At 46.1% G+C, this 16,328-nt stretch carries 11 protein-coding genes and 1 pseudogene; 4 read left to right on the forward strand and 8 right to left on the reverse strand.

The annotated features are described in order from the left end of the window. The 5 genes from IQQ51_RS23085 to IQQ51_RS23105 all read right to left on the reverse strand — a co-directional run. Window positions 1–1,171 (reverse strand): hypothetical protein (locus IQQ51_RS23085; RefSeq protein ID WP_228013183.1); only part of this gene is annotated, 1,171 nt, incomplete at its 3' end. Between the two features lie 9 nt (window positions 1,172–1,180). After that, a complete protein-coding gene (locus IQQ51_RS23090; RefSeq protein ID WP_059019364.1) occupies window positions 1,181–1,987 on the reverse strand; it encodes an outer membrane lipoprotein-sorting protein in 807 nt (268 codons plus the stop codon). A gap of 44 nt (window positions 1,988–2,031) precedes the next feature. Continuing rightward, entirely contained in the window at window positions 2,032–4,563 is a 2,532-nt protein-coding gene (locus tag IQQ51_RS23095; protein WP_193842224.1) for an efflux RND transporter permease subunit, read from the reverse strand. 119 nt (window positions 4,564–4,682) lie between these two features. Then, the gene (locus IQQ51_RS23100; RefSeq protein ID WP_193842225.1) at window positions 4,683–5,468 is read right to left on the reverse strand and encodes a TetR/AcrR family transcriptional regulator; all 786 of its coding nucleotides are present in this window, start codon (window positions 5,466–5,468) and stop codon (window positions 4,683–4,685) included. A gap of 365 nt (window positions 5,469–5,833) precedes the next feature. Further along, window positions 5,834–7,018 (reverse strand): hypothetical protein, encoded by a 1,185-nt coding sequence (locus IQQ51_RS23105; RefSeq protein ID WP_065103719.1) that lies wholly within the window; start codon window positions 7,016–7,018, stop codon window positions 5,834–5,836. Window positions 7,019–7,282: 264 nt separating this feature from the next. On the opposite strand from IQQ51_RS23105, the gene IQQ51_RS23110 reads away from it, so the two are divergent. Beyond that, on the forward strand, window positions 7,283–8,068 hold the full coding sequence (locus IQQ51_RS23110) for a hypothetical protein (protein WP_086775387.1): 786 nt from the start codon (window positions 7,283–7,285) through the stop codon (window positions 8,066–8,068). Beyond that, complete coding sequence (locus IQQ51_RS23115) at window positions 7,989–8,771, forward strand: hypothetical protein (RefSeq protein WP_050643231.1); 783 nt, start codon at window positions 7,989–7,991, stop codon at window positions 8,769–8,771. Before IQQ51_RS23110 ends, IQQ51_RS23115 begins: the two co-directional genes overlap by 80 nt. A 153-nt stretch (window positions 8,772–8,924) precedes the next feature. Here the strand turns inward: IQQ51_RS23115 and IQQ51_RS23120 are convergent, their stop codons facing one another. From IQQ51_RS23120 to IQQ51_RS23130, 3 genes are all read right to left on the reverse strand, one after another. Beyond that, window positions 8,925–9,419, reverse strand: a complete 495-nt coding sequence (locus tag IQQ51_RS23120) for an outer membrane beta-barrel protein (RefSeq protein WP_050650132.1) — start codon at window positions 9,417–9,419, stop codon at window positions 8,925–8,927. 143 nt (window positions 9,420–9,562) lie between these two features. Further along, window positions 9,563–13,630, reverse strand: coding sequence for an ATP-dependent RNA helicase HrpA (gene hrpA / locus IQQ51_RS23125; RefSeq protein ID WP_193842226.1), 4,068 nt, complete (start codon window positions 13,628–13,630; stop codon window positions 9,563–9,565). A 198-nt stretch (window positions 13,631–13,828) separates the two neighbouring features. Further along, on the reverse strand, window positions 13,829–15,157 hold the full coding sequence (locus IQQ51_RS23130) for a MipA/OmpV family protein (protein WP_193842227.1): 1,329 nt from the start codon (window positions 15,155–15,157) through the stop codon (window positions 13,829–13,831). A gap of 81 nt (window positions 15,158–15,238) precedes the next feature. Between IQQ51_RS23130 and IQQ51_RS23135 the strand changes: the two genes are divergently transcribed. Together IQQ51_RS23135 and IQQ51_RS27615 are read left to right on the forward strand one after the other, a co-directional pair. Continuing rightward, window positions 15,239–15,739, forward strand: coding sequence for a hypothetical protein (locus IQQ51_RS23135; RefSeq protein ID WP_050654446.1), 501 nt, complete (start codon window positions 15,239–15,241; stop codon window positions 15,737–15,739). Window positions 15,740–15,763: 24 nt separating this feature from the next. Next, window positions 15,764–16,328, forward strand: a pseudogene (locus tag IQQ51_RS27615) (alkaline phosphatase family protein); the annotation flags it as partial.

Here is a 16,328-nt window from a genome sequence, read left to right on the forward strand (position 1 = left end):
CTTCTGGGGTTTCGTTCTCAAACAACCAAGCATTTAATCGCCACTTAAGGTTGTTATTGATGCGGCTTGATGCTTCGAGCTTCGCGCTGTAGACATCGCTGTTATCTAAGTCTTGAGTAATACCTGTAAGCACTTCGGTGCCATCTTCATCATTCAAGGCAAAACGTGCACCAAGGAACACATCGTTTTGGCCGATGGTTTGGGCGTTATTGCCTCGGCTGTCATACAAGTATTCCGCAATGAAGCCTATGTCCCAGTATGATTCAAGCGCCCCAACCCAAGTGTATTCAAAGCCTGTTGCTACGCCTGTGTGGTTGTCGTAACTGTCGCGATAAATGCTTTCCAGCTTCCATAACCAGTCACCGATAATGCCTTGAACATCGAGCCCGAAATGCTGCATTTGCGCGTAATACGGCTTGAGCTGATTGCCTTCCACACGGTAATAAGGGTCACGGTTCGTACCACCTAAATAACTTAAACCGACATCCCAATCGCCGTACATTTGGCTATAACGCAATGCTACATCGACGTGCTTTTCTTCTCGCGAAGATTCGTAAAGCGCATCGTCCGATATGGGCACAGTTGGCCTTAATCTGCCGTCTTCCCCAGCGAAGGTACGCTCACGAAAATACGGCAGTAGCATGGCGTCTATGGTTCCCCAGTCTTTGATTGATGTGAAGTGGACCATTGGCTGACCTAACTTCGATTCGCCATCGACCGATTCAATGGCATCGGTTTGGTTTACCACATCCACCAAATGCGCCGATTCGGTGACGCCCCAAAACACCTTGCCAACACCCGCTCGCAGTTCGTAATCATCCCAATACGTGAGGTACAAAGCTTCACGAACGTCACCATGGGTTCGCTCATCGTCTTCGCTGTCTAACCGATAAAACGGCGTGAAGGTAAAACTGCCGTTGCCCTCTTGTTGTTCCCAATAAAACTCTGGCTGCAAAACCAGTGAGCTTTGCCCTTTATCTTGCCCTTGCAAGCCGTCGCTAAAGAACTGCCTGTGTTCAAGGTTAACCTGCCCTGCGAGTTCCGGCGTGACCTGTTCTACGAACTCAGAGCTAAATCCAGCCGCCACACATGGCAACGACACCTGCATAAGCCCAACTGTCGCCGCCAAGGTTAAAGATAACTGCGTTCCTGTTAACACAATCCTTTTCATATTCTTGCCTTACTTTGCACGTTTCAGTGTGTTTTTCTGGAAATCTTTGTCCTTAAGACCGGTCTGGAACGCTAAATCTGTCGTGGTTAAGACGGTACTTTTTCCTGTTTGATGGTTTTGCATCGACATGGTGTGCGCGCGCCAGTATTGGTTTAGGTATTGTTTGTAGTCTTGGAACGACAGGGTTTTCAGCAATGCGCCTTTACGGTCGTAAAACTCCACTTGAACGGGGCGGTAATATTGTTGGTCTAGCCATACTTTCTGCATGGTGTAGCCAGAGTTTTTGTCGGTCGGTACTTGCTCCAAGACAAAGGTATCGACGCCTTCGATTTTGGCGTCTTCAATGTAGTTGAAGGTGTACTTTTCTAGCTCAAACGAGCTTAAGTCTTCGTAAGCAAATTCACTGCCCATAAACGGGCCCGATTTGTTGCGTGAAGAGATGCGTTTTACACGTTTCAGAGCAGGTAAATACAACCATTGGTCATCCGATTTAGAGATGTGTGAATGGTTTAAGAAAGCCGTGCCTTTTACGTCGCGAGGCTCATCAAAAATTGTCAGCCCTTTGTCGCCATCGTCATCCACTTCTAACGACTTCAATCGCATTAGACGCGAGCTGCTTTCGCCCTGTTTGTTGCGAAGTAGCATCTCCATGGTCGCGACAGAATCGCCCCACCCCATATCCACGGCTTTGCGTTGCTCGGCAATTTCTAGGCCTTTCGCAGGGTCTGCTAACACTGGGAAGGCTAATAGCGCGGCCATCGTTAATGAGCTGGCGGTCAGTAATGTGGTAACGAATGTTTGTTTAACGCTTTTCATAAATTTCTCCTTGAGTCAGCCCACCGCAGCAGGCTGACGATTCCTTATTTGGTCGAAGTAGACAGTTCGCCGGCTGGGTTAGCTTGCGCTGATCTAGATGGATCTGTTTTAGGTGATTGTGGTTCGTGCTGAGGTTTATCTGAGTAGTGAGTCTGTTTGTCGAAGATCATCAGTAGGCTCGGTAGCAAGATGAAGTCGACTACCAACGCAATGAAAATCACAATCGCGCTGAGTAAGCCCATATCGGAGTTGAGTCTGAAGCTCGACATCGCCAGCACAGAGAAGCCTGCTACGAGTACGACAGTAGTGATCCACAATGCGCGTCCAACGGTGTGGAAGGCGTATCGAACCGCTTCCTCTGCTGATTTCCCTTCCATTCTGGCGCGCTGGTATTTGCTTAAGAAGTGCACCGCATCATCGACCACGATACCCAACGTGAGCGTGACCACGACTGACAAACCGAGGTTGATTTCACCAGAAATAAGCGCCCATAAACCAAAGCCAATAATCGCAGGCGCAATGTTTGGCACTAGGCTGATCATGCCTAAGCGAACCGAGCGCAATGCAAAGATCATCAAGCCAGAGATAAGCACTAAGGTAATAGGCAGAGTTGATAGCATGCTCGCCATGTTGGTTTCGCCAATGTGAGCAAACATCAGTGATGGGCTCGACGCGACCACTTCATACTGAGGCGCATTAGCGGCAAACCATGAGTAAATACGCTCTTCGAGTTCCACCAATTCCACACTGCCTAGGTTGTCGACCGTGAGTACCATTTTGATCGATGACTTATCGACGTTGATCTGGTTGTTCAAGTCCAAGCCATACGGCAGAGACATCTCGTAAAGCAGTAGGTATTGCGCGGCTAGCTCTCGGTTAAGCGGTAGCTGGTAATAGCTGTCATCATCGCCGTGCATGTTCTTATTCAAACGCATGTAAACATCAGAAAGCGTTGCCACATGGTCGGTTTCTGGTTGAACGCGTAGCCACTCGGTAAAGTCGCCAATCGCTTGCAAGAACACAGGATCAGCAATCGCTTGAGACTCGTTGGTTTTCACTGCGATACTGAGAGTCGTCATGCCGCTTACGGTCTCTTCCATGAAGTCGGCCGCTTGTCTGAATTCGCTTGAGGTATCGAAATACTTCACCGACTCATCGTTTACTTTGTTGAGTGGAATTAACGCAGCAGCACCGACAATCACAAGAGTTGAAACAGGCAGCAGTGCTTTGCGGTTGGTAACGACAAAATCACCGAGCTTATCCATAAAGGTGACTTTGTCTGCCGCCTTAGGATTGGCAGATAGACGTTTAACTGGCAGCAGTTTTAACAATGCAGGCAACATAGTTACAGATAGGAAGCACGCGATGAGTACGCCTAGTGCCGACAAGTTACCGAAATCACGTAGCACTGGAGAGTCCGACATGTTCATCATCAAGAAACCAATCGCAGTGGTCACCGAGGTGATCAGAATCGGCATCGCATTGAGCTTGATGCTGTATTGAATGGCTTGTGCTTTCTCCATACCGCGCTGCATGGCTTGTCTCATGGTCACAATCACGTGAACACAATCGGCAACGGCAAGGGTTAATACCAAGGTTGGAACGTTAACCGTCGCGGTGCTCAAGAACATCCCTGCCCAACCAGATAAACCCATGGTTGCGACAATTGAAGAGATGATCACAATAAGTGTCGCCACCACACTAAAGAACGAACGCAACATAAAGGTCAGGAACACCAATACTACTAGCAGCATTAATGGCACCAACGTTGAGCTGTCTTCTTGAGCCGAGGTCATAAAGGCGTTGTTCATGGCTATGATGCCCGCTTTATGGAATTCAACATTTGGGTACTGAGCTTGGTACTTGCCAATCATGGCGTTGATGGCCGTAATCACCTCTTGCACTTCCGCGGTTTTATCCACTTCTGGCAATTGCACGGTGACGTTCACAATGGTCACGTCGCCAGAGGCTGACACCAAGGCATTCTTAAGCAGTGGTTCGTTTAGGGCGATCTGTTTGACTTTGGCGATTCGCTCGGGCGTGTGCTCGTACTCTTCATACAGCAGGTCTTCCACTAAGAGGTCATCTTCAACGGCTTCGGTATGCTGATAATTGGCCAGCGAATCGACACGGCTTGAGTACGGGATCTGCCACGCATCGACCGTGAGGTTTTGAATTAAGGTGAGGGTTTCAGGGGTGAAGACATTGCCGCCTTCAGGTGCGACAACAATCGCGAGGTTGTCGGTTTTCGCAAAGGTAGTTTGGATTTCATCGAACGCCATCAACTGTTTGTTGGTGCCTTCGAAGAAGATGTTGTAGTCCCCTCTAAAGTAGAGGTTCTTTGCCCCTAATGCAGAGAGAATGATGATTGAAAAAACCACCAGCAGAACGATAAACGAACGCTTGGTCGGTATTGAGTGCCAACTGTTATTTAGATCCCCGTTTACGCTATCGACGTTACGGTTATCTCGATTTTGGTGATCGAAAGCTGGCTTCTGGCTGTCATGTTCCATCACAGTCTCCATTTGTGACGATTCGTCATAGTTGTGTCTTAAAAAGCCAGCCGAAGCTGACAAAAACACAATTCTTAGTCATATACTCAAGAAAACCAAAACCACACTAGGCTAAACTTAAGTTTATGACGAATCGTCACTAATGGTTATTAATAAACCCACATGAGTGGGTTTAATGGAAGCTATCGACCTACAGATTCTAAGTAGGCAATCTCTTCGCTGAACAGTTCTTGCTCTACACGACGCCAAGTTTTGCGGTAGTCCCAATCAGTAGAAAGAGGCTGCCAGTTGAGGCCGTCTAGTAGCATGTTCGCGTTGTATAATACTGAATACGGGTCTTGTAACCGCTTAATACAATGACTGTTTGAAGCATTCTGTGACAAGGCATTTGAACCAAATGCGATTGACCAGTTTGCAAACACGATGGCGTCTGAACCCATACCAGAAGGGAATTTTAGGTCACCAGCATCGACTGCTTGGTTAACCATTAAATCGGCTTGTTCAATCACCAATTCTTCCAGTTCATTCATCTCGGATACGCGTGCACTAGACGCTTTCTCTAGTACCCACGGGCTTTTTGCCATGATCGCACAAGTTGATAGTACCGGCTCCATGCGAACATAGATTCGGTAAGCAACGTGTAATGCAACGACCTTTTCGCGTGTGTTGCCTTCAAACTCTCCAGAACGAGCAAACATTAATGCTTCGGCCTTTAAAGAGTGAATACACAAGGCTAAAACTACGTCTTCTTTGCTGCAAAAGTGATTGTATATCGTACCTTTTGAATAAGAGCTCGCTGCCGTTAGCTTATCCATCGTGAGGTTTCCGAACCCTTGCTCTCGAACCAGATCTTTTGCTAACAACATCAATTCTACTTCTCGGTCTGCGATAGACTGCTGCTTTTTAGACAACACGCCTTTACAACCAAAGATACCTTGTTTATCGCCTTTACAACCAAAGCCAAACATAATTTCTCAGTCCGTATTTTAGCTTAGCTATCATCTAAGCTTCGCCAGTATTTAAAACACTCCTATCCAATATATTAACACGAATAGTAAATTCATGTAGTTAACCATTTTGTGACGCTTCGTCATTTCTGACTTATCGTCATAATAGCGCAAATATTGATCATATCAAGGTGTTTTATAAATTAAATACAATTTGTGAATAGATAGAAAATAAATGGGAAATAGCTAAGAGGATCATCAATAGTCACTACACTACGTACAATTAAGCCAGCGACTACCAAAATCGCTGGCTTGGAAGGTTTCATAGCCCCTGATGAGTGTTTAAAGCTGACACACCCTAGAAGTTAGAGCTCAGGTAATACCGACTAAAGCAGTGCCTTGCCATTCTCACCTTGTGCATACAATGCGAGGCTAATGGTCTTCAAGGCTTCTGACTCGGTTTCACTGACAGTTAACGACGACACCGTGCTACCGTTCAGTCGGCTCAACATCTGCCTAACGATCATCAGTTGTGGCCTCACGCCAGGAATACGGGTATCAATAAATTGGAACCACTCTGGGCTCATGTGGTGTTTCACTTTGTCCAACACATCTTTATTAACGATGGTGAAGGTTTTGGCACCCTCTTTAGCATCACGCAAGATATCGTAAATCACATGTTCTTTCTCTTTGGCGACCAACATACCCGATATGTTGAGCTGTAACTCACCAATGATGCCGTTTTGCATCTTCAAGAAGAACTTGATGTCTTTGTATCCCGACTTTTGCGCTTTGGTATTGAAACGGTCGAGCCCGGATAACTGAGAACCAAATCCATAGCGATCTTTCAAAGCAGACTGGTAGTGTTCTAGGTCTCTGAACTCTTTAGTTCTTGATATAAACACCTTCGCCGCTGACATCGCTTTTACGCTGTCGAACTCAATGGTCATGCGGGCACAGTCTTTGAGGTCACCAATATCGTCTAGCGGGTTTCGGTTGGTGATCTTATCCAATGCGCCATTGAAGCTCTTAATACCACCATACGCGCCCGGTGGAACCGATAGCTTACCATTGAACATTGAGACAACATGCTTAGAGAACTCTTTTAGCTCTTCTTGCGCTTGAATGATGTCACGATACATCATGAATAACTGCTTACGCTTTAGATGGGCATTCGCCAGTTGGTTCTTGGCTTTAAAGCTCGCCCCCTTCGACATGATCTTTGAAGAGCCGTTGGTTGAACTCACCACATTGCCTTGCATCTCTTCGCTCAGGTAAGTTTTGAATGCGTTGTCGTCTGTTAGGATCGAATACATCAACTGCGCGACTTTGCCCTGATCGGTATTGCGAAAGGATTGTCCTTGTAAGCTGGCTTTCAATTCAGCCAATGCTTGTTGATAAGCCTTGTTATTGACTAGACGAAAGCCTTGAGACATATGAGTCGATTTATCGATATGTTTAAGTACTTCTGGCTTTCGCTTTTTAATCTCTTCTTTCTTCAATTCCCATTCTGTCTTGGTAAACGAGGTTCCGTTTTCCGGCATCATGGTGAATTCCACACTGGTTGGCATACAGTCTCCTTCTGTCGTGTCCTTCCTTGGCGGGTATAAACCCTTACTGTTTTAGGTATTTATTCGTTCTGTTGCTCATTTCAACATAGCAACTCAAGTAGCTCACAACCAAAAATTTGTTGGCTTATGCTAAGTTTCTGGGTCTGACCTCTCCTTATGGTTATTATTTGTCTCACTAATGCCGTTTTCTGTTAAGTTGCTATAAATTCGGTAAGGGGTGACTTACAATAGTGACAACGACTTACCTTTTTTGAGAACACGATATTGAGCGCCAAATATTCTTACTTAGCTTGGCAAGTGAATACTTCTAGCCCTGCAGAAAAGCTGGTTTTATTGATGCTTGCAGACGGTGCTGACGAATTCGGCTACACCAATGTGTGCCTACAAACAGCAGGTCAACTTTGTGCTCTCTCTACGTTTGGTTTAGCCGACTGTCTTAAGTGTTTAGTCGACCAAGGTTTTCTCGATAAGGTGAAAGTAGATTATCGAGATAAAAAAGAGATTCACGTTTTCAAAATGCTCATTGAGCAAGAGCAAGCTGCGGCGCACGTTGAGGTTCAACCGACCAATAGTATTCCGGTCTACTCTACGGCACCTGCACCTGCACCTGCACCTGCACCTGCACCTAAGTTTCAGCCTGCTCCGGCGCCAATGCAACACATGCAACAGGCCCCTCGCCCACAAGGCCGAGGCTCAATGAACAGCAACACCGTTTCAACGCATGATTTGGATGAAGAGATCATTCCAACATGGGCGGAACGTGCGTTTAAATTCTCCGGCCTTGCTGGTGACCATAGTTTAGTATGGAAAAAATTTGTCCTCTGGTATAAAGCCAAAGCCAATGAACTAATGCCAATATCACGCATCGAATCTAAGTTGCAGTACTGGTTAGTTAACGAGAAGCAAAATGAAAGACAACAACAGCAGAAGACCTCTCAATATTCAGGAAATGCAGGACAAGCTCAAGGAAATGGGTATCGACAAAAGCTTAGCCCATCTGAACGCTTCAGGCAGCAGCTCATTCAAAAAGGCAAAAAGCCAACCTTCTGAGCCAGCTCAACCTGTTGTACCTGACGCTACAGGTCCATTAGTACCTGAAGTGATTGAAGCGCAAAGTACCGAAGTGAAAGTAGCGGCTGCACAAGCTGCGGATTCTGGTGCGTCTCAACAAGTACCTGTTGTTGATCAAGATCCTGCAGAATTGGAATTAACGGATTGGTGTATTCACGTGTTTGGCTCTTTCTTGAGCGTGTACGAAACACAGTGGGAATATCAGTACGGTAGTGAGCCAAGCGGTAAGTTTATTGAGTTTGCTAACTCTGTTGATTCAGACGGCCTTAACCGCGTGCTAATGCACTGTCACGAGCGTATTCAGCTTGGCAACAGTTGGCCGCCGCAAATGGGTGAACTGTGGATCCTGAAAGATTCTTTGACGGAAGAAGAGTTGCTGGATAGCCGTATCCGTGTATTGTCGCGCACTGCGGTAAACAAGATTGAAAAGTGGTTAATCCAAAACAAACTGTACGACTTGAAGCGCACCGCTGAGAACAAGTTGGATGGTCTGTTTAAGAAGTACTACTTGGAAGCAAAGCGTTTGGATGAAAAAGGCATGCTAGAAACGGAGTTGCCGCAATTCCTGCTTGCCGCTAACTCAGTGAAGAACCTGAACGATTTAAAACGTGAAGAGTACGAAAGCCAACACGGCAAAGCGATTAACCCAAGAATCCAGCGTATTCTAAACAGTAAAAAGTAACCGTCTGCTCGCTACCTGTTATAAGAAAACAGAGTTGCAATTACCCGGTTAACAGATACAAAAATGCCAGCTATCAAGCTGGCATTTTTTATAAATTCTCACGAACTCTTTAACGACTATCCGACCGTTATTTACGATCGTTTTACTGTTTAATTACAGTAGGTGGATAGTTGCGTTTAGCGTGAATACGCCTGAGTCGTCATCTTTCATTTTGAAGTTTTGGTAGCTAGCGCCTACAGATAGTGGACCAAAGATGAAGTATTCAGCGCCTACACCGTACATTACATCTTCACCTGATTGCTTGAAGCCGTCAGATTTAAGATCGTAAGAGTGAAGACCAGCTTTCGCGTATACGTGAAGAGGACCGAAATCGATGCTTGGTTTGATCGCTAGGTAAGCAGTGCTTGCATCTAGGTTTGTTAGGTCACGGTTGCCGTACTTAACGCTGTCGAAAGAACCTAGATCCCAGTAACCCGCTTCAACACCGATTAGTGGAAGGATGCCTGTACCCACGTGGATACCCATCGCTGTTTCTTCTTTGTTGCCTAATGAGTTTTGGCCCCCCATTACACCGCCGTACAACCAAGAATCAGCCATTGCTGTTGAAGATGCACCTAGTAGTGCTAGTGCCAATAACGTTTTTTTCATATTCGACCTTTTTCGTCCTAGTGGCAGGCCTTGAGTGGTAATAAATTGCCACCAAGTCGCCCTGTATGTAATAACTATTCAATTAGTAATGCAATAAGCAAGATTTATACCCAAACCTTGCCATTGCGTCTAGCTTTATTCCTTTAGCAAGCATCAATCGCGTTTTTAACACGCTTATCTGATACTGGGTAAGGCGTGCCAAGCTGCTGTGCGAAGAAGCTTACACGAAGCTCTTCTATCATCCAACGCACCTCTTTTACATTTTCTGGAACCGCGATCCCTTTTGGAATTTTATTCAGCAGTTCTTTGTAATCATTCATTACTGACTCAACTTTGATCATGTGAAGACGATCTTTGTTCGGGTCAATTGGCAGTTTTTCCATGCGGCGTTCAATCGCTCTCATATAGCGTAGAATATCCGGCAGGCGTTTCCACCCACATTCTGTGGCAAAACCTTTAAAAATCAAACCTTCTACTTGAGCTTTTATGTCAGAAAGTGCGAATGCCATTGAAAGATCCACGCGTCCTTTCAGCTTTTTACTGATGCTGAATGCCGTGGTTAGGATGGTTTCAACCTGTTGAGCAATCTCAACAACCGTATCACCTAGCTCTGCACGTACGTGTTCTTTCAGTGCTTCAAACTGCTCTGGTTCCCAAACCAAACCGCCCTTCTCTTCAATCAGCTTATCAATACCACAAGCGATACAGTCATCGATAAGATCGAGTACCTGTCCGTATGGGTTGAAGTACAAGCCAAGTTTCGATTTGTTCGGCAGGTTAGAGTGCAAGTATTTGATCGGTGATGGCACGTTCAACAGGATTAAACGACGCTGACCCGATTTCATTGCCGAGATCTGCTCTTGCTCGGTTTCGAACAGTTTGATCTCTACGCTGTCTTTGGTATCCACCAGCGCAGGGAAGGCTTTAACATCGTAGCCGCCACGTTTCTGTTGGTAGACTTTTGGTAATTCACCAAAGCTCCACGTATGCAGGTTCTGCTGCTCGATGTCATCGTCTGCTACTTTGGAAAGCGTTTCTTGAACCTTGTCTTTCAGGCTCTCTTTCAGCTCATGCAGATCTTTCTGTTCTTTCAGCTTACGCTTGCGATGATCGACAGCGCGGAATGTTACCTTTAAGTGCTCTGGAATCTGGTCTAACTTCCAGTCATCACGCACTACTTCCACGCCCGTCATGCGGCGTAGCTCTTTCTCAAGAGAATCCAGTAACGGTGCTTCAAGTGGTGTCACACGTGCCAAGAAAGCATCAGCGTAGTTTGGCGCAGGCACAAAGTTACGGCGTAGCGTTTTAGGTAACGACTTAATCAGGCTAATCACTAGCTCTTGACGTAGACCCGGGATCTGCCAATCAAAACCGTTCTGGTCGATCTGGTTCAAGATAGGCAGCGGAATGTGTACCGTTACACCATCGTTATCGTCGCCCGGCTCAAATTGGTAGCTCAGCTTGAGCTTAATACCGTTTTGATGCCAGAAGTTCGGGTAATCCAAATCGGTAACGTGGCTAGCATCGCCTCGGAACAGCATCGACTTTTCGAAGTTCAGCAGCTCAGGGGTTTTCTGACTGGTCTTCTTCCACCATGTATCAAAGTGACGGCCAGATACCGCCTCTTCACCAACACGCTGGTCATAGAAATCGAACAGTTCATCATCGTCGATCAAGATGTCACGACGACGCGATTTATGCTCTAGCTCTTCGACTTCTTGTAAAAGCTTACGGTTCTGCTTGAAGAAAGCATGTTTGGTTTCCCACTCACCTTCTACTAATGCACTGCGTACAAACAACTCACGGCTGACGGTTGCGTCAATCGCGCCGTAGTTCACAAGGCGCTTAGGTACGATTGGGATTCCGTAAAGCATCACTTTTTCGTGTGCCATTACCGCTGCTTGTTTCTTCGACCAATGTGGTTCGCTGTAGCTACGTTTAATCAAGTGTTTCGCTAGTGGTTCAATCCATTCAGGTTGAATCTTCGCGATAACACGGCCCCAAAGTTTCGAGGTTTCCACCAGCTCAGCAGACATGATCCACTTCGGTTGTTTCTTAAATAAGCCAGACGCAGGGAAGATATGGAAGCGCGCATTACGTGCACCTTGATACTCATTCTTCTCTTGGTCTTTCATACCGATGTGCGAAAGCAGACCTGATAGCAGTGACATGTGAATGCCATCATAGCTGCCCGGTTCTGTATTCAACTTAGTATCCAGTTCACGCATTGCTTGGTGAATTTGGAAGTACACATCTTGCCATTCACGGATACGTAAATAGTTGAGGTAATCTTGCTTACACTGTTTGCGGAACTGGTTACTCGACAGCGCTTTTTGCTGCTGCTTGATGTAATCCCACAAGTTCACAAACGTGATGAAGTCAGACTCTTTATCGAAGAAGCGCTTGTGCTTGTCATCAGACGATTGTTGCTTATCTGATGGACGCTCACGCGGATCTTGAATCGACAACGCAGACGCGATCACCATCACTTCGTGTAGGCATCGGTTACGTGGTGCTTCGATAACCATACGCGCTAAACGTGGATCGATAGGCAGCTTCGCCAGCTTACGACCAATTGCGGTTAGCTTCTTCTTGTCGTCGCCGTGGTTCTTGTTTTTGTTTGCAGCTGGTTCAGCTGTTGCGATCGCACCAAGCTCTTCAAGCAGTCTTACACCATCTTGAATGTTGCGCTTATCGGGCGCTTCAACAAATGGGAACGCTTGAATATCGCCTAGGCCTAGCGCTGTCATCTGAAGGATAACCGATGCTAGGTTAGTACGAAGGATCTCTGGGTCAGTAAACTCTGGGCGTGATTCGAAATCTTCCTCTGAGTACAGACGAATACAGATACCTTCCGCAACACGACCACAACGACCTTTACGCTGGTTAGCACTCGCTTGAGATACAGGCTCAATCGGTAGGCGTTGCACTTTAGTACGATAGCTGTAGCGGCTAATACGCGCCGTACCCGGGTCGATAACATACTTGATGCCCGGAACGGTTAACGAGGTTTCTGCCACGTTGGTTGCCAGAACGATGCGTCGACCAGTATGAGACTGGAAGATACGGTTCTGTTCACCGGCCGATAGACGCGCGTAAAGCGGGACAATTTCGGTATCACGAAGGTTGCGTTTACTTAATGCATCTGCGGTATCACGAATTTCTCGCTCACCGTTCATGAAGATCAAGATATCGCCAAGGCCTTCATCACACAGCTCATCAACGGCTTCAAAGATGCCTTCGATTTGGTCGCGGTCTGAATCACTTTCACCACCACCTAATGGGCGGTAACGCGTATCAACTGGGTAAGTACGGCCAGACACTTCAATGATTGGTGCATTATTAAAGTGCTTAGAGAAACGCTCTGGATCGATGGTTGCCGACGTGATGATCACTTTCAGATCAGGACGCTTTGGCAGCAACTCTTTCAGGTAACCCATGATGAAATCGATGTTCAGGCTACGTTCGTGCGCTTCATCGATGATGATGGTGTCGTACTGATTTAAGAATCGGTCGTGTTGAATTTCCGCCAGTAGAATACCGTCGGTCATCAATTTGATTTGGGTGTTGTCAGAAATCTGGTCGTTGAATCGAACCTTATAACCAACAAACTCACCCAGCTGTGTTTCCATCTCTTCAGCAATACGGTTCGCAACCGAGCGCGCCGCAAGACGACGAGGCTGAGTGTGACCAATTAAGCCAAAGCGGCCACGCCCAAGCTCAGAACAGATTTTTGGTAACTGAGTGGTTTTACCCGAACCCGTTTCACCCGCCACGATAACCACTTGGTTTTCAGCGATGGCTTTCGCGATGTCTTCGCGTTTTTGGCTAACCGGTAGAATTTCTGGGTATTCAATCGTTGGTTTCTGTGCCGCACGCTGAGTTGCCGTCATCATTGACTTAGCAATGTCTAACGCAATCTCATCAAAGACAGCGTGCTTAGCTTGTTCGTTCTTAATTTTGCTCGCACCAGCAATTCGCTTACTCAAACGGAAGCGATCGCGCATCATACATTCGTTGAGCGCTTTACGAAGAGAGGCTGGGCTATTCTGAGATGATTTGTTGTTTGTCGCTGATTGATCAGCTTTTTTGGTATTTGATTGTTCAGCAGACTTTTTCGATGCAGCTTGGTTTGGCTTGGCTTTGCTCTGTGAAGAACTTGGCTGTGCTGCATTCTTGTTGTTATCTGCTTTTTCCGGAGACGAAGTCAAAGCGTGTCCTATTCTTATACTTATTAAACTCGCGCGATTATATCACAAGTCTCAAACAAAAAAGCCTGACAGCAAAGGGAAAACCTTTTGCTATCAGGCTGATTAATCTCACTAACACTCGCAGGATCTATGAAAGCGAGGTCAAATGTAAGTCGTACTTAGTAAACTCTGGTTTAAAGCTAACGTTAAAAACTGCGCTTAAAACTCATATTGGAAGTAAACCGTGTTGTAGTTACTGCCGCCTTTGATTCGTCCGAACTGGGATGCGTTTTCAAAGATTGCAGAACGGTGATGCAATGAGTAACCAAACCATAAGTTGTTCAAGTCATTCTTACCGATCAAGTCGCCGACGTTCACATCAAATGAGAAGTCTAAGTAGTTCAACAGATGGCTTGCGGTGTAACCTTTACGGTCCATCTCAGAGCCTTCGATATACGTAATCGAATCGATGTAAGACATACCTTCTGCCACACCTAGACGCCACTGAGTTGGCCAATCAAAGGTGTAATACGCTTTGATTGCGATAATGTATTCGGTGCTGCTTGATTGTACGTCTGAACTCCAGTGGTGCGCGATACCTGGCGTTAGGTAGATGTCCAATGGGAAGCCGAAGATCTCATCGGTTAACGGGTGTCCATAGAAGAACGAAGTCAACTGGTTGTTGTATTCGTCTTTCTCTCGATTGAACTTCATGATATCGCCAATATTGGATGGCGTAGCCCAGCCGTGGGCGACACGTAAATACGGCGCATTGCTCAGCTTCGGTTTTGGTGCTTTCTCTTTGTCGTTAAAGAAACCAAAGCCAAGGTACAATTCACCTTGATAACGGTCTTCGACTATCGACGAATCGTAGGCATTATCGTCTAATCGAGTCACACTGGTTGAACCCAATAAGTACAAATTTGAAACCACATGGTAACGCGTTTCAATACCAACATTTAAGTCAACACCGGCACCAATGGTTTCATTAGACGCGGAGTAATACTCACTGTTGAAATCAGCACTTTTATAACGAAGTGTCGCGCTCGGGTAAAACTCCCAATCTCCAGTTTCATACTTGGCTTTCGCACGTAAGTTACCGTGGAAGTTGTACTCACTGTCGCTCATTAATTCCGTCTCGACAGACCAAGAATCATCAAGCTGGTAGGTCAGTTGAGCACCGAAATCCGCCGTATCGCCTTCAATCGCGTTCTGCTCAGACGCTGGGATATCAATAAAACGCATGCGAGAGATAGCATTGAAAGACCACTTCTCATCGTCAGTTTGATAGAGGTATGCCCCCATCTCGGTACCGTCAATGAACACATAATCGTTCTTAAAAAACAGCATCGGTACGAATGAGCTAACCGATTGGTCACCACCAGACGTGTCATAAGGGATGCTCGCAGTACGGAACATTGCAGCGATGCCCCACTCTTGCTCTTCAGCGGCCCACGCATTAGCACTCAGGAAAACGCTACTTAGGAAAGCACTACCTAGTAAAACCACCCCAGTTGAAGGAAGAGTCGGTAAATATTTGAGCTTCATTCTTATCTAATTACTCTTTGTAATAAATATTGTGTTACTGAATAGACATTTATTAACCATGACGGCTAACTATTTTTAGGTTTGCTTGGCATTGACCGTTACAATGTAGAATATTCTCGGTTAAATGAAAGTATTGTGAAAGTCTCCGAATTACAAAACATTATAGATCACTTACCCAAATATTCCGATCCAGATATTGTTATGGGTGAGGCGTGGTTGCCCGAGCGTTTGGTGGATACCAACCTAGACGGTGACATGCTATTTCTTGAATTCGATAATGCCCCCGAAGAAAACCAAGGGGACGACGAAGGCCGTGGCTTTGTTGAGCACGAGATTGCTATGATTCGCGAAAAGCTCGAACTGTTGTTAGACGAGCCTTCTGATACCAAGACCAAAGCCGATGCTCTATTGGCAATATTTCTAATGGGTCATGAACTTTCTAGCTCGGAAGTTATCGAAATACTTGAATCAACAGAGCTTGAATCAACAGAATCTGACTCAGTAGAACTTGAAGCATCAAAGCTTGAAACCACAAAGCCAGACACGAACAAGCTCGAAACAAAAGAACTCCACGACGACTAACCACCAACGATTTTAGGTACCGTATTGAAACCCTCTACGACATCATCTCTTCCCCTGTTGCTCGCCGGACCCATTTTAAGAAAAACCACCGCGACTGAAGTGGTACTTTGGTTAGCCACCAGCTCGCCTCTTACAGGCAGAGCCGAGCTTCATACTCAAGAAATAGACGATTCTGGAGCAGCACAAGACCAACCGTTTTATACCTCATCGCTTGAAGAGCATGATTCGATTCAAGTCGGTACATATGCGTGGATAACGCTAATTCGCTTACAAGGTGAGTTTCCGACTAATACGCTGCTTGAATATGACATTCACACAGAGTCAGGTTCACTAAAAGAGCTCGCCCCTCACCTTGTTTACAATGGTAAATCTCGCGTTGAGTTTAAGATATCGACCTCAGCTGATTACATTCTGCATGGCTCTTGCCGTAATCCGCATCATCCAAGCAAAGACAGTTTAGTCGCAGCCGATATCAAGATTGCCAAGCAAACCGTCGCTGAAAGACCCGATATGCTGATGATGAGCGGCGATCAGATCTACGCCGACCATGTGGCAGGCCCAACGCTTGATGCTATTCAGCAAGTGATTC

This window comes from Vibrio sp. OPT18 (assembly GCF_015163615.1).
GTDB lineage: Bacteria > Pseudomonadota > Gammaproteobacteria > Enterobacterales > Vibrionaceae > Vibrio > Vibrio coralliirubri.